This is a genomic window from Pseudomonas sp. ES3-33 (assembly GCF_000952175.1).
In the GTDB taxonomy this organism is placed as follows: domain Bacteria; phylum Pseudomonadota; class Gammaproteobacteria; order Pseudomonadales; family Pseudomonadaceae; genus Aquipseudomonas; species Aquipseudomonas gregormendelii.
Genome location: NZ_JZRI01000064.1, coordinates 25,178 through 45,282 on the forward strand (window position 1 = coordinate 25,178; position 20,105 = coordinate 45,282).

Below are 20,105 nucleotides of genomic sequence, written 5' to 3' on the forward strand. Positions count from 1 at the left end.
GCAGCCCGGCAGGTTCGGGTTAACTCACCGGAAAAAATATTCAGCGGTGATAACGGCGCACCACGCTGCTGTTCTTCAGCACATGCCCTTTGATCTTTTCCAGCAACTGAGTGCGCGTCAGGCCGGCGGGCAAGGCGTCGGGAGCGAGGTCCAGGGCGTAAAGCTGGATGATGTAGTGGTGGGCGCTGTCGCCGACAGGCGGACAAGGACCGACGTAGGCCTTGGTGCCCTTGCTGTTCAGGCCACCGACTCCGTCGAGCGTGGGCTTGGTGCCCGCACCTTCGGCAATCTGATGGGTAGAGGCCTTGATGCCGTAATGCAGCCAATGATCGACGCCCTGGCCTTTTTGCCCGTCGGGGTCGTGCATCACGATCGCGTAGCTCAAGGTGCCGGCCGGGCCGGCATTCCAGCTCAGTGCCGGAGAAACGTTGTGGCCGCCGCAGCCTTCGGCGTCGCTGGCGGCCGCGGCAGTGAACAGCCGGTCATCGGAGACGCCCGGGATGTTAACAGTGAAACGCTCATGGGCCTGGGCCGGCAGTTGTACGCAGAAGGCAACTGCAAGGGCCGCCAGCCAAGGGGTCAAAGAGGTCAATCGGGTCATTGCGGAGCACCTGGTGCGGGTGGGGCCAACGTCGGCTTGCGAACTATAGCCGCACCGTTCGCGCCGTGGCAGAGGGATTTGGCTGAACCTCGCGATCGGCCGCCCCGTCTTGATGGAAATGCCTGCCTTGAGAGCGATCATGGCCTTGCAACGCGTCTGGACCTGGCATTTCGGCAAGAACTACGACTACCTCGGGCACGCTGAAACGTGGGACTAGGTGGAGTTCAAGGGCGACCCCTACCCTCCGCCGTTTATTGGGCTGTTTGGTAAAAACGGAGTGGTTTCCGCTGCAGTTGCGTGCGATGAAGAGTGGGCGATGGCGATGCTGGCAGAACGTATGAAACAGCCGTTGTCCGTGGATGAGGCCTGGCGACTGATTCGCGATGCCCGATGAATTCTTGGCTGCAAAATTTCCCGTAGGAGCTGCCGAAGGCTGCGATCTTTTGATGTTGAAAGTCAAAAGATCGCAGCCTTCGGCAGCGCCTACAGGGGAGCGTTTTATCCGCAAGTGCGAGGCGCCCTGAAGCAGACGCCGAGCGCTTCTGCGCAACGGTTGGCCTTACTCGACGGGCACCGGAGCACTGATTTTGCTCATGATGAAGCCGACAAACTCTTCAACGGTCATCTTCTGGCCATTGAACTCCACCAGGTTGTTGGCGTAGTGCAACTTGGTGACGATGTTGTTGCCATCGAGTCTGGCAAACTCGCTGCCCACCGCCATGCTGCCGAACATGTCCGCAGTGGCCATGGCCTGATCGGCGATCAGCTTGGCATCGGTCTGGCCATCGATTTGTGACTGCACGCTGAACAGGTCAACCAGCATCGGCTTGGACACTTGCACGTTGAGGTCCAGCAGGGCGATCAGTTGCTGAGTCAACTGATCCGGCGGCAGGTCCATCGATTTCGGCTTGGTCAGGTCGAGCACCAGGTTGGCCTTGCTTTCGCCGTTGGCGGTTTTCAGCGAGAGGTTTTCCAGCGCAACCTGCGGCCCGGCGGCCAGCAGTTTTTCCAGGCCGGTTTTTACCTGGGCCTCTTCGGCAGGGGTCAGCACCAGCTCCGGCGCCGGCAGACCTGCTGCTGCCGCTTCAGCCGCGGCCTTCTCGTAAGGTTGCAGTTTGGTCTGGTAAACCTGCATCAACGACATGGTCGCCGGAATGTCCAGGTTCTTCAGGCTCATGGCCATCTGCGCGGAGCCGATGGTCTTGCCGTTCAGCGACACCTCGCCCACCTTGTAATCGGCACGGCCTGAAGCGCTGGTGCCCGATTCTTCGGTCTGGTTCTTCATTTCAAACTTCTTCAGGCCTAATACTGACTGGCCGGCGCCGAAGGTGGTCTTGTTGTCGGTCAGCTCGACGGTGTTTTCGCCGACGTAATACCCGTAGGTACCCTTGGTCAGGTTGCTGGCGAAGGTCAGGCCGCCGAGTTCGACTTTAACCGGCGTCAGGTCCTCAGCCACGGTCGTGAGGGTCAGGCTGTCCATGTAACCGTTGGCCTTGACCTTTTGCGCCTGGGCGCTGGCATCGACGTCGACATTCAATCCGGAAAACTTCAGCTGGGACTTGTCGTCAAGGGCGACGTCCAGCGGCAGCAACTGGAGGTTACCGTTGGTGGATTTGTCGTAGCCGATGTTGACCACGCCGGTGAGCGGGGACTTGTCCTTGGCAGCGGCGAACCATTTGGCGGTGAGCGGGGTTTTTTCCAGTTCGTAGTGACTGGTGGCCATGACTGGCAGCCACTTCAGCGACACCAGGCGGGAGAACGGCAGAGGACCGTGCTCGATGTGGTCGACGAACAGTAACTCCACCGGGGCTTCACCGAACATCTCGCCTTCACCCTTGAGGCGGTAGTGCGCGGTGCTGCTGAATACGTTGCGCTCCAGCGACACCAGCTCCAGCGACGCGGTGCCATTGGAACCTACCAGCGCGGCTTGCAGCTCCTTGTTGGCATCGGCGATCGAGGTATTGAGCACGCCTTCAAGCTTGGTGCCGGTGTACCAGGCACCCCCTGCGCTGATTGCACCGATTGCCACGACAATTCCCAGAAGCACGCCTGCTGATTTATTCATGAATTACCCGATCAATGTCCGTTGTTTGAAGGTGTGTCGTCTTCCCTGAACCCGTGACGGGTTACGGACACGACTAAGCTGAAAGTGCGATGGAGATTAGCACCGGGCGCACTGGGTGGCCCAATGATTAAAGGTTTAGGAGCAAAGCTTGCTCGCGATGACTCCGGCTCATCCACCTGCAGCGTGGCTGACGGACCGTTATCGCGAGCAAGCTTTGCTCCTACAGGTGTCAGAGATCCCACAGTTGCCACAGTTCCCTGAGGGCCACCGGGATGATTTCAGATGTCAGGAATACTGCACTTCAATTTCATCGAGCTGATGGTCAAAACTCTTCAGCCGCGCGGTCCAGGTATACACCAGCACCTCAAAATCCCGATTGATCACCGCCCCACCCGTCACCTCCGCGCGCGGGTCGCAGAAGTCCAGCTGGTAACGCTCCCGGGCCATGGCGGTGGCGACATCGGAGAGCTCGCGGGCGTTGCTTAGCCAATGCCGCTCCTCGTCCGACACCTGCTTGTCCAGTGCCAGGCACTGCTTCTTTAAGGTTTCCAGGCTTTTTTCCAGCGGCGTGCCGGTCAGCTCGCCCATGACTTCCTGGAAAGTGCGGCCGGGTTGCCAGTAGCTGCCCCAGAAATAGCGGTCAAACACGGTTTCAACCCGGCGCAAAGCCACCTTGGTGTCCCAGATGAGCACCAGCGTCTTGCCTTGTTCGAGGTGTTTTTTCTTGATACGGGCGCCCTGAACAGAAGCCCAGGCGACCACCACAATCGACAGCACGGCGATCAGCGCCGAGGCACTGTCGAGAAATATCAGGGCCTTGTCGATCTGGTGGGCCAGCATGATGCCGTAGAAATAGGTGGCTGACAGCAGGACCAGTGCGGCTATAGCGCACCAGAAGCCGGGAGCATAAGGGTTTTTCATTATTTTAGTCCCCATGACCAACGCGAGCCTTGATCAGTGGACTGGCGTGGCTCGTGGCGCGTCAGCCCAACAAATCAAAGCATAGCAACGGCCTCAGGGTTTGCTGGAGTTCGAACCTTGCGTTCGTCCGCTTTCCCATCCGCCGCCCAGCGCCAGGAACAAATCGATCTGGCTCATGGCAACCTGGGTGTTCGCGGCGGCCAACTGCGCCCGTACGTCGGTGTAGGTCCGGGTGGCTTGCAGGTCCGCGAGGAACGACGCCCGGCCGGCCTGGAAGAAGCGGTGGGTCTGGTCTGCTGCCTGTTGCGCCGATTGTTCCGCCTCGGCCAGCGCATCGCGACGTTGCAGCAACGCGGAGTATTGGGCCAGGCCGGTCTGGGTTTCGCGAATGGCGTTGAGCACTACCCCATCGAAATGCGCCAGGGCGCCCTGGGTGGTCGCTTCGGCCTCACGAATACGTGCACGCGAGCCGTTGGACGGTACGGTCCAGCTCAGTAACGGACCGAAGCCCCAGCGATTGGTCGCCGGTTTGCCGAGGTTTTCCAGGATGCCGACGGTTCCAACCGACGCGCCGATGCTGATGTCCGGGTACAGCTCGCCCGTGGCGATGCCGATACCCGCCGTGGAAGCCGCGAGGCGTCGTTCGGCCTGCCGCACGTCGGGGCGGCGCTTGAGCAACGTGGCACCGTCACCCACCGGTAACAGCTGGGCGATTTTTGGCAGTTCGGCGCAAGTCGCCGTCCCGGCTGGCAATTGATCCACTGGCTGGGCGAGTAGCATCGACAGGCGGAACAAGCCGGCCTGACGGGCCGCTTCGTAGCGCGGCATTTCGGCACGCAGGGATTTGAATTGGGTTTGCGAGCGGGTCACCTGGGTTTCATCACCGCGCCCCGCATCGCGCAGCCGCTGTACCAGCGTGGTGCCCTGGGCTTGCAGATCCAGGGAGTGCTGGGCGATTTCCTGCTCTTCGTTGGCCGCGCACACCTGGGTGTAGGCCCGCACCACATCGGCCACCAGGGTGATTCGTGCAGTATCGGCTGCCGCTTGAGTCGCATCGGCATTGGCCTTCGCCGCCTCGATACCGCGCTGCAAGGTGCCGAACAGGTCGAATTGATAAGAGGTGGTGATGCCAATATCGCCCACATTGGCCACCGGCACCTTGTCCGCCAGCAGGAATGCTTCGCCGGACTCCTGCAAACGCTGAGCGCCGATTTTCACGCCGCCGCTCCAGCCGCCTGCGGCTTGCGCTTCATCGACCTGTGCCCGGGCCCGGGAAATGTTCGCCGCTGCCACTCGCAGATCGGTGTTGGTGACCATGGCCTGCTGCACCAGTTGATCCAGGCGCGGATCCTGGTACAACCGCCACCAATCACCGGGCACGGGCGCGGAAACGACGTTCTTGTCGTTCACCGCCAGCTCGCCCTGGAAATCATCACGGTGCACGGCGGCTTCGTCCGGCAGGTGGTAATCCGGCCCGACCACCTGGCAGGCCGACAGCAGCATGCCCAGGCCGATCACCGCCAAACCCGAAGCCTTGCTCATTGCGCGGGCTCCTGTTGCTGATCCTCGATGATCGATACGGTGGCGGTACGCCCGGCGATCATGCGGAAGTCCGCAGGCACCTCATCGAAAGCAATGCGCACCGGAATCCGCTGGGCCAACCGTACCCAGCTGAATGCAGGGTTGACGTTGGGCAGCAGGTTACTGCCGCTGGTGCGGTCGCGGTCTTCGATACCGGCAACGATGCTTTCAACATGCCCACGCAACCGCGCGCGGTCACCCACCACCCGGATATCGACGCTCTGGCCGACGTGAATCCCGTCCAGTTTGGTCTCTTCGAAATAGCCGTCAATGTGGAACGAGTTGCTGTCCACCACCGACAACACCGGCCGCCCGGCAGTTACGAATTCCTGATGGCGTGGCGCGCGGTCGTTGACGTAGCCGTCCACCGGGCTGCGGATGGTCGAGCGATCCAGGTTGAGCTGGGCACTGTCCACCGCCACCTGCGCTTCCATCAAGGCGACTTCGGCGCGGGCGACCCGGGACTGGCTTTCTTCCAGTTGCTCGCCCGGCACCAGGTTGCCCAGGCCACGGTTACGTTTGTGCTCGCGCTGCGCCTGCGCCAGGGTTTCCTGACGATCAGCCACGGCAGCCTTGGCCTGGCGCAACGCCAGTCTGAAGCGGTCCTGGTCGATGCTGAACAGCACCTGGCCACGCTTGACCAATTGGTTGTCGCGCACTTCAACGGTCTGGATCAGGCCGGACACGTCCGGCGCGATCTGCACGATGTCGGCACGGATGTGCCCGTCCCGGGTCCATGGGGCGAACATGTAGTACATCACCATGCGCCAGACGACGACGACGGCGAAGGTCACGATCAGCAGAGTCAGCACCACGCGACCGAGGGTCAAAAAAGGTTTTTTCATGTCATCAGGTATCGACTGAGTGAGTCCACGGCGCCAAGTAGCAAGGCGTAGAGAGCCACGTTGAACAATGCCCGGTGCCAGACCAGACGGTAAAAGTGCAGACGCGTCAGCAGCCCGTGCACCAGCAGGAAAATCACGTAAGTAATGCCCATCAGCACCAGCAGCGTGGGCAGGAAAACACCGCTGATATCCAGATCACCGATCATAAAGGCGCTCCATCGATGCCATGGGGAAGCGGTTCTTCGAGTTCGCCCGTGCCGACAAATTCCACCCCCGGCAACAGTGCCAGGCGCAGCCCGCTCAGGGCGTGGAGCAAGTGCAGGCGCGCCCCTTCGTCACACTCGGTGGTGAGCGCACGGCGGGTACGATCGAGCGTCATCTGCAGGGCCGTCGGTGCCGGCAAGCGTTCGTCCGCCTTGAGGCAGGCCTTGAAGTAGGCGCCAACTTCCGCCACTACCTGGTGCAGCAGCGTCTGCGGAACGCCTGTGACCCGTGGCGTGTAGGCCAGCAAGTCGAGCAGGTTCAACGCCACGCGCACTTCGCGCAGGGCAATGCCGGTGTCCTGGCCGGTCATCGCCAGCCGCGGCAGGTGCTGCATCAGGCGATCGAGCATCTGCACGCCCAGGTGCCGATGTTCGGACAGGGTTGCCGGTTCGGTGAGGCTGACAATGTCGCGCCAGCTGAACCGGGTCAGGCGCTTGGCCGCCAGTTCCGCGCCAAATGGCCGGGCAATCAGGGTCCAGACGAACGCGAAAAGCAGCCCGACCGGGCCGGCCAGATTGGAGTTGGCGAAGCTCAGGAAATCCGCATCATAGGCTCCCTGGATACTGATGAACGACGAGGTGTTAACCAGCGTCAGCAACATGCCCAGGTAGAACTGCGGCTTGACCGTCAGGGTGCCAATGCAAATGAACGGGACCGCGAACGCCAGCACCAGCATCGGAAAGTCATGCAGGTTGGGCAGGACCAGAAACAGGTACAGGCTGGCGAACACCACGGACATCGCCGTCCAGAAGAAAAAACGGTAAATCTGCGGCGCCGGGTCGTCCATCGAGGCAAAGAAGCTGCAAGCCACGGCCGCGAGAATCACTGCAGCGCCGCCGTCAGTCCAGCCGAGCAAGATCCACAGCACCGACGCCACGATGATCGCAGTGACCGTTGATGCCGCCGAATACAACATCAGCCCACGATCCAGGAACGGCGAGAGCCGGCCCAGGCGCCAGTGCCGATACACCGCGCGCCAGCTGTCCTGGCTTTCGCACTCAATGGCATGCTGCAGGCTGCGGCAGTCCTGCCACAGGTCGATCCATTCACCTAGGCGATAGATGGCGTTGGAGAACAACAGTTGCCTGCGATCATCCAGCGCCTCGGCGTTCGGTTGCAGGGCTTCGAGTTGGTTTTTCAGGGCCTGCCAGCGCTGCAGGTCGGCGTCCTTGTGTTCGAGCCATTGGGTGGTGGCCGCCAGCAACGGGGCAAATTTCTCCACCAGCTCGGGTGTACGCCGCTCCAGGGCATACAGCGCATCGTCCAAGGCATCAATCACTGGAAGCAGATGAATCATCCTCCCACGCAGCTCTTTGGTATTGCGCACGGTTTGTGGCCGGGCACCCTCGTGGGGCAACTGGCCGATCATCAGCTCCAGGGTGTTGAAGGTCGCGACCATCGAGGCCCGCAGGGCACTGACTTCATCGGGCTGCACCTGGCGATTGAGAAACCGCAGGCTGTAAGTCGAAGCGTCAGTAAACCATTTGCCCACCGAGTCGTTGAACACCGGCGCCAGCCGTCGCGGCCAGAACATCGCGCCAACCACCGCAGCTACTGCGATACCGAGGAAAATTTCCTCCGTACGCGCTTCGGCCACATCCCACACCGCCAACGGGTTATCCACCACCGGCAAGGCGATCAGCGGCAAGGTGTAGCCAGCGAGCATCAAGGCATAGCTGTTGGCAGTACGCAGGTGCAGGGACAGAAACAGCAGCGTCCCGGTCCATAGCGCGATCACCACCACCAGTACGTAAGGGCTTTGCACGAACATCGGCACGAAGAAAACCGCCGCCATGGCACCGAGAAAAGTCCCGACCGCACGGTATAGCGCCTTGGAACTGGTGGGGCCGACAAAAGGGCTGGAGACGATATACACCGTGGCCATCGCCCAATATGGACGGGGCATTTGCATGAGCATGGCGATGTAGAGCGCGATCATGGAGGCGGCAAACGTGCGAACCCCGTAGAACCAGTCCCGCGCAGGGGGCATGCCGGTAAAAAATCCGCTCACGAGCCAATCACCGATGGCGCGTTCGCCGCTTCGAACGCCCGAAGCACCCGCAACGTGGCTTCCAGGTCACTCTGGTCGATGCCTTCGAGCACTTCATGACGCAAGCGGACCAACTCGGCTTCAACCGCCTGCACCAGCTCCCGCCCGGTTTCAGTCAGGCTCAGGCACTTGGCCCGGCGATCATGGGCATCTTCGGTACGCCGTACATAGCCGGAATGACAAAGCTGATCGAGCAAGCGCACCAGCGAAGGGCTTTCCATCCCCGCCGCCTGCGCCACCGTCACCTGACGCACACCCTCACCCAAACGCCCGATCATCAAGAGCGGGACGGCGCAGGCTTCGGAAATTCCATAATTGACCAGCGTGGTCTGGCAGATTTTGCGCCAGTGCCTGGCGGCTACCACCATGGCACTGCTGATGTTCATTTGGAGGGCGTCGAGGTTCTTCGGCACGAGACTATGCACACACTGTTAGTTTGCTAACTATCAATATCGCATTTGCGGGGAATGCCGGTCAAGTTTTGAAACAATTTGGCTGCGTTCAGCGTTTTCGAGCTCGCTCGTAGACTTCGCTGCGCTCGCGCTTACCTACCGCCACAACTGAGACGACTACACGCTCATCCACTACGTGATAAACCAGACGATATCCCGATGCCTTCAGTTTTATCTTGTAGCAGTCAGACATTCCATGCAGTAGGTCCGAAGGTATTCGAGGCACCTCTAATCTTTCTGCCAGCTTTTTCTTGAATTGCTCGCGCAATGTGTGTCCCAGCTTGTCCCACTCCTTGCGGGCAGATGGCAGAAACTCGAGCTTATAAGTCATCCAGCGTTACCGGCACCGGTGTCTCATGAAGACGCGAGCGAACGATTTCTGCCAACTCGAGATCGTCGAGGCGTTCAACCATGCGTTCGAAAACATCCGCGGGAACCATGTAACCCATGACGCGATTATGATTCAGCACTGCGACAGGACCACCCAATGAGCCGTTCAGAACGGCTGAAGGATTTTTCTTCAACTCTGAAACACTGACAGCCATATCGGCTAGAACATTTTGCATAATTAAGACCTCTTTTAGGTCTTAATTCTGGTCTTTTTTCTGACGGCCAGCAACCCTGGAGTAACTTTTCTCTGCCTGTTAAACGCCCCTTCCCTTTCTCAACAGCACATTCAACTGGTCAACCACCTCCGCCCAGTCCGCATCATCCAGAATTTCGTCCCGCAGGAACGTTGCCTGGCTCTGGGTCCAAAAGAATGCGTCCGCCAGGTGCAGCTCCGGCTTGAGCGGCGAGTGGGTGGCGATGAACTGGTCGATGCTGACCGGATCGTCGGCCAGCCCCAGCTGCTTGAACAGAGAGGGCAAGCTATGTGTTGGGGATTCCATGTCAGGCTTCCTATGGTGATCAAGAAGTAATCGCGAGCAGACTCGTCCCCACAGTTGAGCGCATTTTCCCTGCGGGGGCGAGCCTGCTCGCGAATAGAGGTCGCTGACGCCGCAGAATTCAATCACTCACCTCGACCACCTGCGCGTGCGGCACCATTTTCAAGTACTGCGGCACACTCATGTGTAGCAGGTTGTTGTGATTACCCGCCTCCAGGTAGATGTCTTTTTGCCGCGTCAGCAACGGGTCGATGACCATGTCCAGGCCGTAGGACTCACCCAGCGCCGGCACCGCTCCGCGTTCGCAGTCATTGAACAGGTGCGCCAGGTTGCTTTCACGAGTGATCTGCCACTCGCCGCTGCCGCGGACCTTGCTCAAGTCCAGGTGGCGACTGGCCGGCAGGACGGCCATCAGGTAACGCCCATGGTGATCATCCAGGATCACCGACTTGGCCACTCGTTCGGCCGGAATACCGGCGACACGCGCGGTTTCCAGGCTGCTGGCCGAGTGAGGGTGACTGACGATGTCAAATTCGCAGTTGGCCTTGTCCAGGCTGTTCTGCACGGTTCTTGCCATACGCATGATGCACCTCGGTGTCCGCAGGGTTCACCTGCGGACGATGGATAAACCTGTTGGCTCCATTACAAAAGTCTAGGCCCGCCAAGGCGATCGCGGGGGGAAATCCGCCCATCGGGGCGGTGTGTCGATTGATCAAGATCCATACAGTCGAGCCCTCTACTAGACTGCGAAAGCGGTGCCTCAGTCAGCATGGGTACTGAATGTGACGGCCTCTTCGCGGGCAAGCCCGCTCCCACAGGGATTTGTGGTGTCGATTCGAGTTGAGTCGTTCGAGCTCCCACAGTTTCTGCAATTTGCCTTACCAATCGTAAGTCAGGCTCGACACCACGGTCCGGCCATCGCCGTAGCAACAATCCCACTGGCTGCGGCAACTGGCAAAACGACATTGATCAACGGCTAACTGTGGCTGCCTCAAGCGGATACACCGACTCCCATCCACCGCCCAGCGCCTTATACAAGCCCACCATCGCCAACGACACCCCGGTCGAGCTTTCCACCCACTGTTCCTGGGTCGCCAGCAGTTCGCCTTGTACGGTGAGTACGTTGACGAAATCGACTACCCCTTCGACGTATTGCCGTTGCGCGGTGGTCAGTGCGATCTGGTTCTGGCGCACGGCTTCGGCCAGGCTGTCCCGGCGCCGTTGGCTGGCGTTGTAGGCGCTCAGTTGATCATCGATTTCGTGCCACGCGCGCAAGACGGTTTGCTGATAGGCGATAGCCGCTTCCTGTTGCTGGGCTTCGCGCAGGTTGAGCACGCCGCGCAGGCGACCGCCGTCGAACAGTGGCACGCTGAACTGCGGACCGATGCCGAATGCGCGAGAACCCCAGCTACCGAAATCACTCAACTGCATCGCTTGGGAGCCGACGTTGCCTGACAAGGTAATCCGTGGATAAAAATCGCCTTTGGCCACGCCAATACTCGCGGTGGCGGCGTGCAGGCGTGCTTCGGCCTGACGGATATCCGGTCGTCGCTCGGCCAGTTGCGAAGGCAAGCCAATGGCGATCTGGCTTGGGCTTTGCGGTACCGGTGCATCGGCGGCCAACTCGGCGGACAGCGCATGGGGCGGTTCCCCCATCAACAGGCTCAATGCGTTGATCAACTGCGACTGGCGTTGCTCAAGCGCCGGCAGGCGCGACTCGATGGCGGACACTTGCGCAGCGGCTTCGGCGACATCCAGGTCCGTGGCGACGCCGTCGGCCAGGCGCAGCTGTGACAGCTTGAGGCTGTGCCGGGCGACGTCGAGGTTTTGTTCGGTGACTGCTCGTGTGCCTTGTACTCCGCGCAGCTGGATGTAGTCCCGGGCAGTCTCGGCGAGCACCGACAGCAGTACCCCGCGACGATCATTTTCGGCGACTTCGAGGGTGGCATCGGCAGCCTCGGTCTCGCGCCGCACCCGGCCCCAGAAATCCAGCTCCCAGGACGCCGAGAAGCCGGCATCCCACAAATTGAAGGCCGAATCACCGTTGTTGCCCGAAGGGTCGTTCAACCCTTCGCCGCTGTTGCGTTTACGCCCATAGCTGCCGGTGGCGGCGGTGTTGGGGTAACGGTCGGCGGTGATCACCTGGCGTGCTGCGCTGCTTTGCTGCAGGCGACTGCTGGCGAGTTTGAGGTCCAGGTTGTCGGTCAGGGCGCGCTGGGTGAGCGCTGACAGCTTGGGATCGTTGAACACTTCCCACCAGCGCTCGTCCATGTTTTCGGTGACCGCCTGACTCGCGGCGGCCTTGGTGGGCTGCGACCAGTCGGCCATTTGCTGTACCTGGGGTTTCTGGAAGTCGGGGCCGACCGTGCAGGCTGAGAGGCTTATTACCAGTAAGGCACAGAGGGTGAGTTTTGGCTTGCGGCCTCTTCGCGGGCAAGCCCGCTCCCACAGGTGATCAGAGTCCAGGCAAAACGTGGGGGAATGAATCAGGCCCCTTGTGGGAGCGGGCATGTTCGCGAAGGCGCCGGCCCAATCAACCAAACCTTTCATCGTTGCGCCACCTCATGCTTATCGGTCGCGGCAGTGTCGATACTCGCCTCCACCGACATCCCTACTCGCAGCCGCTCGGCCGACGGCTGCCCTGGATCAAGCACAATCTTCACCGGAATCCGCTGTACCACCTTGGTGAAGTTACCCGTCGCGTTATCCGGCTTGATCGACGCAAACGTCACCCCGGTGGCCGGTGCAATACTTTCGACACGCCCCGTCAGCGCCTCGCCGTCCAGGCTGTCCACCCGCACCTGGACCTGCTGCCCGGGCCGCACGTCGGCCAATTGGGTCTCCTGAAAGTTGGCCACCACATAAGCCTGCGCCAGCGGCACCACTGCGAGGATTTTGCTGCCGGGCGTGACGTACGCGCCGACTCGCACTGCGCGCTCGCCAACCATGCCGTCCTGGGGCGCAACGATGCGTGTGTACGACAACTCAAAACTGGCAATTTCCAACGCAGCCTGTGCACGCTTGAGGCCACCTTCAGCCGCATCCCGCTGGGCGATGAGGATGTCCACCTGCTTGCGCTCTGCGGCCAATACAGCCGTGACATTGGCCAGCTTCGCCGACGCCTGGTCGATGCGAGTGCGGGCTTGCTGTGCGTTCTGTACCGTGCCGGCACCGACGCCAGCGAGGTGGTTGTAGCGGTTCAGTTCATGTTCGGCGAAGTCCCGTTCTGCCTTGGCCGATACCACGCTCGCTTGCGCCTGAGCGATCACGGAGGCCTGGCGCTCCAGCGTTGCCCGCACATTCTGCAATTGAGCCCTGGCGACCAGCGTTTCCGCATCGGCGGCCTGGGCAGCTGCGCGCAGGTCCCGGTCATCGATCAGCGCCAGCAACTGCCCGGCCTTCACCTGCTGGTTGTCTTCCACCAGCACTTCCTTGATGAACCCGGCAACACGCGGGACCACCAGGGTGAAGTCCGCAGAAACGAAAGCATCATTGGTGGTCTGGTGTGTACGTTTGCCGAACAAACCGGGTGCCAGCAGGTAAATCAATACGCCGAGCGTAACCACCGCCGCGATGCCGACGGCCGCTTTTTTCCTGGAGAGAGTCGTCATAAAAACCTTCTGTTTCGTGGAGCGTTCAAGTCGGGGCCCGGGGCGGATAGATCCGCGTTGGCATCCAGAAAATCAGCAGGATCAGCGCCAATGCGACGCCGGCCATGCACAGATAGAGATCCGATGCGGTGAGCACGACGACCTGCTGGTGCAAACGGTGAGCGAGGCCGGCGCTGTCACTGTCCGCCAGGGGCGAATTGCCGAGACGGTCGACTAGCATGGTCGAGTGAAAATGTTGTCTTGCGGTGGTCAGCGCCTCGATCACGCCGGTGGCGATCACCGCCGACAGGCCCTTGACCGTGTTGAACCAGGCGGAGGCGAACGGCCCTTCCATCGGGCTGATACTGCCGGTGGACAGCATCAGCAACGGCAGCACCGACATGGGCTGGCCGAAAATCTGCAGCAGTTGCAGCGGGTAGAAATCGTCGCGAATCCACACCGACGTCAGTTGCGAGCCCCCGAGGCACGACAGCACCAACATGCCGAGGCCAATCCCCAGTACCCATCGGCAATCGACCCAGCGCAGGTTGCACAAGGCCGCCACCAGGGGCAGCGCGATCAACTGTGGCAGTGCTGCCAACAAGGTGATCGGCGCGGTTTGTATCGGGCGATAACCCTGGACCTGCGCCAGGTAGCTGGACGGAATAATGATCACCGCCAGCAGGATCACCAGCACCCCGGCCAGGGTCAGCAACGCGAAGGCCAGGTTACGGATACCAAGCATCTGCATCTTGAAAAACGGCATCGGTTGCGACCATTCGTTGATCAGGAACAGCACCAGCAGCAGCAACCCGCCGCCGAGCAACGTGCAGATAAGGCTCGACTCGAACCAGTCCAGGCGATTGCCCTGCAGGATGCCGATCACCAGCATGCAGATCGCCGGGAATCCCAACAGCAAACCGCGCCAGTTGAACTGTTTGCAGCGCTCAAGGCGCAGCGGATCCTGGGGCAAACCGTAAGCCACCGCCGCCATGGCGATCAGGCACGGCACGACGATTTGCCAGAAGGTCCACTGCCAGCCGACATACTCTGTCCACAGCCCGGCCAGCGGAGTGCCCAGGCCGGGACCAAAAGTGGCGGTCAATGCATACCCTGCCAGCCCGTAGAGCTTCACGTCGGCCGGCAGGAAGCGCAGCGCGACCGTCATCAGCATCGGCGGCAACGCTCCCCCCGCCAGGCCTTGCAAAGTGCGCATCAGCAGCAGGCTTTCGTAGTTCGGCGCGAACGGACACAGCACACCCAGCACGGTGAACACGCCGATGGCCCAGAGCGTGAACCGGCGCAGGGAGAAGGTCACCGAACACCACGGAGCGAAGGCCATGGCCGCCACCGAAGTGGCGGTGTAGCTGGCGACCAGCCAGGTACCTTCGTCGTAACCAATGGCCAGCGCACCGCGGATGTCGGCGAGGGCCACCTTGGTGACCATCTCGTTCAGGCCGGACACCAGCACGGCGATGAGCACGCCGACCAGGCCAATGATGATTCGCGGGCCGAATACCGGGGGCGAAGCAGCGGTCGTGGCGACAGGTGCCGGGACCGTGAGGGAAGTCATGTACTGCAGGCTCCGGGATTTGAATACCCGGTTATTTTATGGAGGGTGGCAGCTGACGAAAATCAACTTATTGGCAGGTTATAAGTGCGTGGGGCGCAATCGTCATAAAAGATCAAAAGATCGCAGCCTTCGGCAGCTCCTGCAGGCATACCTGAAGGCGGCTGCGATCTTCTGATCTTTTAAGGCTGCGCCGCCAACCAGGTCTCATCGCAACACGCTTTCAACGTCTCGCGCAGCCAGCGATGCGCTGGATCCTTATCGAACCGAGGATGCCAGGCCTGCGTCAGCATGATGGTCGGCAGCGGTATCGGCAGGGTAAACGAGCGCAGCTTCAGGCCCAGGCGCCGGATGCTCAGCAGCGCCTCCTTGGGCACCGGCAGGATCAAATCGGAATCCGGCAACGCAAACATCGCCGCATGAAAACTCGGCGCAATCACCGCTACCCGCCGCTCCAACCCCAAGGCATTGAGCGCCGTATCAATCGGCCCCCGGGCAATACCACGGCGCGACATGCTGATATGGGAAAACCCCGCATATCGCTCGGCAGTGATCTCTTCATCGAACAACGGGTGATCCTCACGAACCAGGCCAACGAAGTGCGTAGCAAACAGATTTTGTACTTTAACCTCAGGCATCAGCGGGCGATTGTTGCTCACGCTCAGATCGATCCGCCCCTCGCGCAAGGCCTCGTCATCCCCATCCCCCTCGGGAACAAAGCGCAGCTCACAATGCGGGGCCTGGCGCTCCATGGTGTCGAACAGCTTGCCGCCGTAAACGCCCACAAAGAAGTCATTGGCGCGAATGCTGAAACGTCGGCGCAAACTGCTCAGATCCACGTCATCCGCCGAGCGAAACAGCAACGAGGCCTGCTCCACCACATCCCGCACCTGCTCACGCAACTCCAGCGCCTTGGGCGTCGGCACGAGGCCACGCCCAGCCCGCACCAGGATCGGATCGCCAATGGCTTCACGAATACGCGTCAGCGTCCGACTCATCGCTGCCGGGCTGAGATTCATCCGCCGCGCAGCGCCCACCACGCTCCCCTCGTCGAGCAAGGCGTCGAGGGCGACTAAAAGATTCATGTCCGGAAGTTGCATACTGAGCACTCGTAAACGATCAGGATTGACTCAACCGCAATCCTAACAGCGAAGCCGTACCCTGTAGGAGCAAAGCTTGCTCGCGATGAACGATGAAGCGTTGATCAGTTAGACAGCGTTGCGGCAATCGCGAGCAAGCTTTGCTCCCACAGGTTAAGAGAGGTGAAGGCTTACCGCTGCATCCCCCACCGCTTCACTGTCACTCTTTCCAACGTATCAAACACCAGGTTCTCCACGAGCAGCCCAATCAGAATCACCACCGCCAACCCGGCAAACACCTTATCGGTGTACAGCTCATTGCGATTCTGAAAAATGTACCAGCCCAACCCACCCTTGCCGCTGGTAGCTCCGAACACCAGTTCAGCGGCAATCAGCGTACGCCAGGCGAAGGCCCAGCCTATTTTCAAACCCGCGAGGATTGAGGGCAGCGCGGCGGGGATGAGGATGAACAGGACAAATCTCATCCCCTTGAGCCCGTAATTACGCCCGGCCATGCGCAGGGTTTCCGAGACCCCGAGAAAGCCGGCGTAGGTGTTCAGCGCCAATGCCCACAACACCGAATGCACCAGCACGAAAATCAGGCTGTTCTGCCCCAGCCCGAACCACAGCAGTGCCAATGGCAGCAGTGCAATGGCCGGTAGCGGGTTGAACATCGAGGTCAGGGTGCTGAGCAGATCGCGGCCGAACTGGGTCGATACCGCCAAGGTGGTCAAGCCAAATGCCAGGACGATGCCGATCAGGTAGCCCTTGAGCAGCACTACCAGAGAGATCCACACCTTGCCCAGCAATTCGCCACTGAGCAGCCCTCCATACAGGGCGTTGGCGGTTTGCATGAAGCTGGGCAGCAGCAGGTCGTTGTTCTGGATTCGCGCAATCACTTCCCACAGCACCGCGAGCATTATCAGGATCAGACTTTTGCGCAGCCAGCCTTGCTGCCAAAGGCGCTGGCGCAACGGCAACTCACGCTCCACCGGAACACTCAACAGTGGCTGCAGGTCAGTTTCAAACTCTTTACGCGGGGATGATAAAAGGCTCATCGGGCACTCCTCTCAATGGCTCAATAAGCGATGCGGATGTCGGAAAAATCCAGCTCACGCTCGGTTTCCGGCGACTGGCCTTCATCGAACAGCAACCGGTGAATCCGTCGCGCCGACGCTTGAAATTGCGATCCGCCGAGGCTGTGCAAATCGTATTGATGGCTGTGGACTTCCGCCCGTACTCGTCCCGGATGCGGCGATAGCAGGAGGATGCGATTGCCCACCACCAGTGCTTCTTCGATGGAGTGGGTGACGAACAGCAAGGTGAAGCGCACCTCTTCCCATAGCAGCAGCAGTTCTTCCTGCATCTTGCGTCGGGTGAGGGCGTCGAGGGCGGCGAAGGGTTCGTCCATGAGCAGGATTTTGGGCTGCATGGCCAAGGCGCGAGCGATGGCGACACGCGCCTTCATGCCACCGGACAAGGTATGCGGATAGGCATCGGCGAACGCCCCCAGACCGACCTTGTCGAGGTAGTGCAGCGCGCGCTGCTCAGCTTCTTTGCGCTTGAGGGTTTTAGAGGCCAGCAGCGGAAACATGACGTTCTGCTTTACGGTTTTCCAGGGCGGGAGCTGGTCGAATTCCTGAAACACCACGATGCGGTCCGGGCCTGGCGCATGGACCATCTGCCCCTGCAGGCGGATCTCGCCTTCGCAGGGCTCAATGAACCCGGCGACAGCCTTGAGCAGCGTGGATTTACCGCAACCTGAAGGGCCAAGAAGCACGAAGCGGTCGGCCGGATCGATCTCGAAACTGACCTGGTGGGTCGCTCGAACCACGCGCTGGGGCGTGCGGTACTCGAGGCTGACTTTATCGACCGACAGCAACGCCTGGGTTGCTGCGCTCGGTTTGCTGACCGTGTGGCCTTGCAAGGGGGCGTTCATTTTGATCAGCTCCCCTGCAGCGGTTTGGCATCCTGGAAGAAGTAATCTTTCCAGGAATCCGGTTTGTTTTTAATCGCGCCGACGCGGTACAGGAACTCGGCCAGCGGATAAGTATTTTTCGGCGTGACGCTGAATTCGTACTGCGGGTTATCGATGATTTTCAGCAGCGCGGCACGGTCGATTTTCGCCTTGGTCACACGGATGTAGGTATCAGCCGCAGCGCCTTTGTCGTTCTGGGCGAACTGCGCCGCTTCGGTCAACGCATCGACAAAGGCCTTGTAGGTCTTGGGGTTCTCGTCGCGGAATTTCTCGGTGGCAAACAGCACCGTCGGCGAGTTTGGACCGAGCAGGTCGTAGGTGTTGAGCACCACGTGCACGTTGGGATTTTCCAGGGCCTGATCCTGGAACGGCGGATTGGAGAAATGCCCGCTCAGCTCGGTACCACCGGCGATCAGCGCAGCCGTGGCGTCCGGATGGGGCAGCGCGATGGTGTACTTGTCGAGACGATTGAATTCCTTGTCACCCCACTGCCTGGCGGCGGCGTATTGCAGGAAGCGCGACTGCACGGACACCCCGACCGCCGGCACCGCGATGCGGTCCTTTTCAGTAAAATCGGCGATGGTCTTGACCCTGGGATTGTTGCTCACCAGGTAGTACGGAAAGTTGCCCAGGGACGCGACGGCCTTGACGTTCTGCTTGCCGTGGGTGCGGTCCCAGATGGTCAGCAACGGTCCTACGCCGGCGCCGGCGATGTCTATGGAGCCCGAGAGCAAGGCGTCGTTGACTGCCGCGCCTCCGGACAACTGGGTCCAGTCGACCTTGATATCGATGCCCTGCTGTTTGCCGTGTTTCTCGATGAGATTCTGATCGCGCACGACGTTGAGGAGCAGGTAAACGATGCCGAATTGTTCAGCAATACGGATTTCACCCTCGGCGTGGGCTGCGGCGGGTGCGACCAGGCTGCCGGCGATCAGGCTCAAACCCAGGCCTATAGCGGCCGCCAGGGGTGCAAATGGAAGACGTCTGGACATGGTGTTTCTCCGGCAAATCAGAAAGGCGCATCGCCCTGGATGGTGGTGCGATACAGCTTGCGGCGCAGATGACTTGGGCATCCAGCGGCGAGGTGGATCAGCGAGCGGTTGTCCCAGAACACCAGGTCATGGGGCTGCCATTGATGGCGATAGATGTTTTGCTCGAGCACACAGTGGGCGTACAGCTCGGCCAACAGTGGCCGGCTCTCGTCTTCGGGTAGGCCGACGATGCGCGTGGTGAAGCCTTCACTGACGAACAACGCCTGGCGCCCGTTTTCCGGGTGGGTACGAACGATGGGGTGTACGACTTCGACGACTTGGGCGAGTTGCTCCGGTGTCAGGGTGGGACGCCAGTTGCCTTCGAACTTGGTCTCGCTGTAGCGCGCCGTGTACGAATGCGCAGCCGAGCGGCCTTCGACGGCTTTGCGTAGCGCGTCCGGCAGGTTGTCCCAGGCTTTGTGCATGTCGGCGAACAGCGTATCGCCGCCTTCGGACGGCAGCTCCTGGGCATGCAGCATTGAGCCCAGGCTTGGAAGTTCTTTATAGGAAAGGTCGGAGTGCCAGAACTTGCCAGCGTCACCGAGGCCGATGGATTGGCCGTTTTCGATGATGTTGGAAACGATGAGGATTTCCGGGTGGCCGGTGAGCAGAAACTGCTTGAGGACATGGATTTGCAGCACGCCAAACCGGCGGCTGAAATCAATCTGTTGTTCGGGGGTGATGCGCTGGTCGCGGAATACCATCACGTGATGGTCAAGGTGCGCTCGGTGAATGCGGGCGAAATCCTGATCATTGATCGGGCGGGACAGGTCAAGGCCGATGATTTCGGCACCGACAGCGCCAGTGAACGGGCGAATGTCGAAGGTTTGTGGCGCGATGCTGCTGGAGGCGGATACGGCGGACATAAAAATCACTCCCACGCACGGCACGCTCAAAGGCGCGCGCGTCGATCAAGAAACTCACGGAGGTCCCGTGTTGGTTCGTGTCGTGCGGCGCGCCGATTGGTCGGCAGGTACGCAGGGAAGTGACTTTATAGATATAAGAATTATAATTTAAATACCGTTATTGAATAACGATATGGCTTTTGTTTCGTGAGGCTTGGGGCCTCATGTAGGAGCTCGCTCGCGATGGTCGTCAACGATAACGCTGGCTTCCTGACACCCCGAGGCGCTCTCGGGGTTTTCGCGAGCAAGCTCGCTCCTACAGGGATGGGTGCATCGCGGATGAAAT

General features: G+C 60.5%; 20 protein-coding genes and 2 pseudogenes. 2 read left to right on the forward strand and 20 right to left on the reverse strand.

From position 1 onward, the window contains the following. Positions 1-40: 40 nt before the first annotated feature. On the reverse strand, positions 41-601 hold the full coding sequence (locus UB23_RS11745; RefSeq protein WP_045059483.1) for a YbhB/YbcL family Raf kinase inhibitor-like protein: 561 nt from the start codon (positions 599-601) through the stop codon (positions 41-43). Between the two features lie 157 nt (positions 602-758). Here UB23_RS11745 and UB23_RS28475 point away from each other — a divergent pair. Beyond that, positions 759-995: pseudogene (locus tag UB23_RS28475) on the forward strand (pyridine nucleotide-disulfide oxidoreductase); the annotation flags it as partial. A gap of 165 nt (positions 996-1,160) precedes the next feature. On the opposite strand, the gene UB23_RS11750 reads toward UB23_RS28475, so the two are convergent. The 19 genes from UB23_RS11750 to UB23_RS11840 all read right to left on the reverse strand — a co-directional run bounded on the left by UB23_RS11750 (position 1,161) and on the right by UB23_RS11840 (position 19,780). Next, the gene (locus UB23_RS11750) at positions 1,161-2,666 is read right to left on the reverse strand and encodes a YdgA family protein (RefSeq protein ID WP_045059484.1); all 1,506 of its coding nucleotides are present in this window, start codon (positions 2,664-2,666) and stop codon (positions 1,161-1,163) included. A gap of 285 nt (positions 2,667-2,951) precedes the next feature. After that, positions 2,952-3,587, reverse strand: coding sequence for a hypothetical protein (locus UB23_RS11755; protein WP_045059485.1), 636 nt, complete (start codon positions 3,585-3,587; stop codon positions 2,952-2,954). A gap of 93 nt (positions 3,588-3,680) precedes the next feature. Beyond that, positions 3,681-5,129, reverse strand: coding sequence for an efflux transporter outer membrane subunit (locus tag UB23_RS11760; protein ID WP_045059486.1), 1,449 nt, complete (start codon positions 5,127-5,129; stop codon positions 3,681-3,683). Further along, positions 5,126-6,013 carry an efflux RND transporter periplasmic adaptor subunit gene (locus UB23_RS11765; protein WP_045059487.1) on the reverse strand — a complete coding sequence of 296 codons (888 nt, stop codon included), beginning with the start codon at positions 6,011-6,013 and terminating at the stop codon, positions 5,126-5,128. The genes UB23_RS11760 and UB23_RS11765 overlap by 4 nt, the downstream gene beginning before the upstream one ends. Continuing rightward, on the reverse strand, positions 6,010-6,219 hold the full coding sequence (locus tag UB23_RS11770; protein WP_045059488.1) for a DUF1656 domain-containing protein: 210 nt from the start codon (positions 6,217-6,219) through the stop codon (positions 6,010-6,012). The genes UB23_RS11765 and UB23_RS11770 overlap by 4 nt, the downstream gene beginning before the upstream one ends. After that, positions 6,216-8,288, reverse strand: a complete 2,073-nt coding sequence (locus tag UB23_RS11775; protein WP_045059489.1) for an FUSC family protein — start codon at positions 8,286-8,288, stop codon at positions 6,216-6,218. The genes UB23_RS11770 and UB23_RS11775 overlap by 4 nt, the downstream gene beginning before the upstream one ends. Continuing rightward, positions 8,285-8,713 carry a MarR family winged helix-turn-helix transcriptional regulator gene (locus tag UB23_RS11780; RefSeq protein WP_045059490.1) on the reverse strand — a complete coding sequence of 143 codons (429 nt, stop codon included), beginning with the start codon at positions 8,711-8,713 and terminating at the stop codon, positions 8,285-8,287. The genes UB23_RS11775 and UB23_RS11780 overlap by 4 nt, the downstream gene beginning before the upstream one ends. 115 nt (positions 8,714-8,828) lie before the next feature. After that, positions 8,829-9,110, reverse strand: a complete 282-nt coding sequence (locus UB23_RS11785) for a type II toxin-antitoxin system RelE family toxin (RefSeq protein WP_045059491.1) — start codon at positions 9,108-9,110, stop codon at positions 8,829-8,831. After that, positions 9,100-9,345 carry a type II toxin-antitoxin system Phd/YefM family antitoxin gene (locus UB23_RS11790; protein WP_045059492.1) on the reverse strand — a complete coding sequence of 82 codons (246 nt, stop codon included), beginning with the start codon at positions 9,343-9,345 and terminating at the stop codon, positions 9,100-9,102. The genes UB23_RS11785 and UB23_RS11790 overlap by 11 nt, the downstream gene beginning before the upstream one ends. 78 nt (positions 9,346-9,423) lie before the next feature. Then, the gene (locus tag UB23_RS11795; RefSeq protein ID WP_045059493.1) at positions 9,424-9,669 is read right to left on the reverse strand and encodes a DUF2789 domain-containing protein; all 246 of its coding nucleotides are present in this window, start codon (positions 9,667-9,669) and stop codon (positions 9,424-9,426) included. 118 nt (positions 9,670-9,787) lie between these two features. Next, positions 9,788-10,249 (reverse strand): aminoacyl-tRNA deacylase, encoded by a 462-nt coding sequence (locus tag UB23_RS11800; protein WP_045059494.1) that lies wholly within the window; start codon positions 10,247-10,249, stop codon positions 9,788-9,790. A gap of 386 nt (positions 10,250-10,635) precedes the next feature. Then, the gene (locus UB23_RS11805) at positions 10,636-12,216 is read right to left on the reverse strand and encodes an efflux transporter outer membrane subunit (protein WP_045059495.1); all 1,581 of its coding nucleotides are present in this window, start codon (positions 12,214-12,216) and stop codon (positions 10,636-10,638) included. Beyond that, the gene (locus UB23_RS11810; protein WP_045059496.1) at positions 12,213-13,277 is read right to left on the reverse strand and encodes an HlyD family secretion protein; all 1,065 of its coding nucleotides are present in this window, start codon (positions 13,275-13,277) and stop codon (positions 12,213-12,215) included. Before UB23_RS11810 ends, UB23_RS11805 begins: the two co-directional genes overlap by 4 nt. Before the next feature lie 25 nt (positions 13,278-13,302). After that, a complete protein-coding gene (locus UB23_RS11815) occupies positions 13,303-14,829 on the reverse strand; it encodes an MFS transporter (RefSeq protein ID WP_045059497.1) in 1,527 nt (508 codons plus the stop codon). Positions 14,830-15,008: 179 nt separating this feature from the next. Beyond that, on the reverse strand, positions 15,009-15,926 hold the full coding sequence (locus UB23_RS11820) for a LysR family transcriptional regulator (protein WP_045059498.1): 918 nt from the start codon (positions 15,924-15,926) through the stop codon (positions 15,009-15,011). A gap of 170 nt (positions 15,927-16,096) precedes the next feature. After that, positions 16,097-16,963, reverse strand: coding sequence for an ABC transporter permease (locus tag UB23_RS11825; protein ID WP_045059499.1), 867 nt, complete (start codon positions 16,961-16,963; stop codon positions 16,097-16,099). A gap of 20 nt (positions 16,964-16,983) precedes the next feature. Then, positions 16,984-17,844, reverse strand: a complete 861-nt coding sequence (locus tag UB23_RS11830; protein ID WP_045059500.1) for an ABC transporter ATP-binding protein — start codon at positions 17,842-17,844, stop codon at positions 16,984-16,986. A 5-nt stretch (positions 17,845-17,849) separates the two neighbouring features. After that, a complete protein-coding gene (locus UB23_RS11835) occupies positions 17,850-18,875 on the reverse strand; it encodes an ABC transporter substrate-binding protein (RefSeq protein WP_045059501.1) in 1,026 nt (341 codons plus the stop codon). A gap of 17 nt (positions 18,876-18,892) precedes the next feature. Further along, on the reverse strand, positions 18,893-19,780 hold the full coding sequence (locus UB23_RS11840; RefSeq protein ID WP_045059502.1) for a TauD/TfdA dioxygenase family protein: 888 nt from the start codon (positions 19,778-19,780) through the stop codon (positions 18,893-18,895). Positions 19,781-20,002: 222 nt separating this feature from the next. On the opposite strand from UB23_RS11840, the pseudogene UB23_RS30575 reads away from it, so the two are divergent. Further along, positions 20,003-20,080, forward strand: a pseudogene (locus UB23_RS30575) (outer membrane lipoprotein carrier protein LolA); the annotation flags it as partial. Between the last annotated feature and the right edge of the window lie 25 nt (positions 20,081-20,105).

What these genes read in the sequence shown, in the direction of transcription:
- UB23_RS11805 (WP_045059495.1), bottom strand. Translation starts at nt 12,216, where the DNA reads ATGAAAGGTTTGGTTGATTGGGCCGGCGCCTTCGCGAACATGCCCGCT.
- UB23_RS11755 (WP_045059485.1), bottom strand. Translation starts at nt 3,587, where the DNA reads ATGAAAAACCCTTATGCTCCCGGCTTCTGGTGCGCTATAGCCGCACTG.
- UB23_RS11750 (WP_045059484.1), bottom strand. Translation starts at nt 2,666, where the DNA reads ATGAATAAATCAGCAGGCGTGCTTCTGGGAATTGTCGTGGCAATCGGT.
- UB23_RS11785 (WP_045059491.1), bottom strand. Translation starts at nt 9,110, where the DNA reads ATGACTTATAAGCTCGAGTTTCTGCCATCTGCCCGCAAGGAGTGGGAC.
- UB23_RS11800 (WP_045059494.1), bottom strand. Translation starts at nt 10,249, where the DNA reads ATGCGTATGGCAAGAACCGTGCAGAACAGCCTGGACAAGGCCAACTGC.
- UB23_RS11825 (WP_045059499.1), bottom strand. Translation starts at nt 16,963, where the DNA reads ATGAGCCTTTTATCATCCCCGCGTAAAGAGTTTGAAACTGACCTGCAG.
- UB23_RS11815 (WP_045059497.1), bottom strand. Translation starts at nt 14,829, where the DNA reads ATGACTTCCCTCACGGTCCCGGCACCTGTCGCCACGACCGCTGCTTCG.
- UB23_RS11840 (WP_045059502.1), bottom strand. Translation starts at nt 19,780, where the DNA reads ATGTCCGCCGTATCCGCCTCCAGCAGCATCGCGCCACAAACCTTCGAC.
- UB23_RS11770 (WP_045059488.1), bottom strand. Translation starts at nt 6,219, where the DNA reads ATGATCGGTGATCTGGATATCAGCGGTGTTTTCCTGCCCACGCTGCTG.
- UB23_RS11820 (WP_045059498.1), bottom strand. Translation starts at nt 15,926, where the DNA reads ATGCAACTTCCGGACATGAATCTTTTAGTCGCCCTCGACGCCTTGCTC.
- UB23_RS11765 (WP_045059487.1), bottom strand. Translation starts at nt 6,013, where the DNA reads ATGAAAAAACCTTTTTTGACCCTCGGTCGCGTGGTGCTGACTCTGCTG.
- UB23_RS11760 (WP_045059486.1), bottom strand. Translation starts at nt 5,129, where the DNA reads ATGAGCAAGGCTTCGGGTTTGGCGGTGATCGGCCTGGGCATGCTGCTG.
- UB23_RS11795 (WP_045059493.1), bottom strand. Translation starts at nt 9,669, where the DNA reads ATGGAATCCCCAACACATAGCTTGCCCTCTCTGTTCAAGCAGCTGGGG.
- UB23_RS11780 (WP_045059490.1), bottom strand. Translation starts at nt 8,713, where the DNA reads ATGAACATCAGCAGTGCCATGGTGGTAGCCGCCAGGCACTGGCGCAAA.
- UB23_RS11830 (WP_045059500.1), bottom strand. Translation starts at nt 17,844, where the DNA reads ATGAACGCCCCCTTGCAAGGCCACACGGTCAGCAAACCGAGCGCAGCA.
- UB23_RS11745 (WP_045059483.1), bottom strand. Translation starts at nt 601, where the DNA reads ATGACCCGATTGACCTCTTTGACCCCTTGGCTGGCGGCCCTTGCAGTT.
- UB23_RS11835 (WP_045059501.1), bottom strand. Translation starts at nt 18,875, where the DNA reads ATGTCCAGACGTCTTCCATTTGCACCCCTGGCGGCCGCTATAGGCCTG.
- UB23_RS11790 (WP_045059492.1), bottom strand. Translation starts at nt 9,345, where the DNA reads ATGCAAAATGTTCTAGCCGATATGGCTGTCAGTGTTTCAGAGTTGAAG.
- UB23_RS11810 (WP_045059496.1), bottom strand. Translation starts at nt 13,277, where the DNA reads ATGACGACTCTCTCCAGGAAAAAAGCGGCCGTCGGCATCGCGGCGGTG.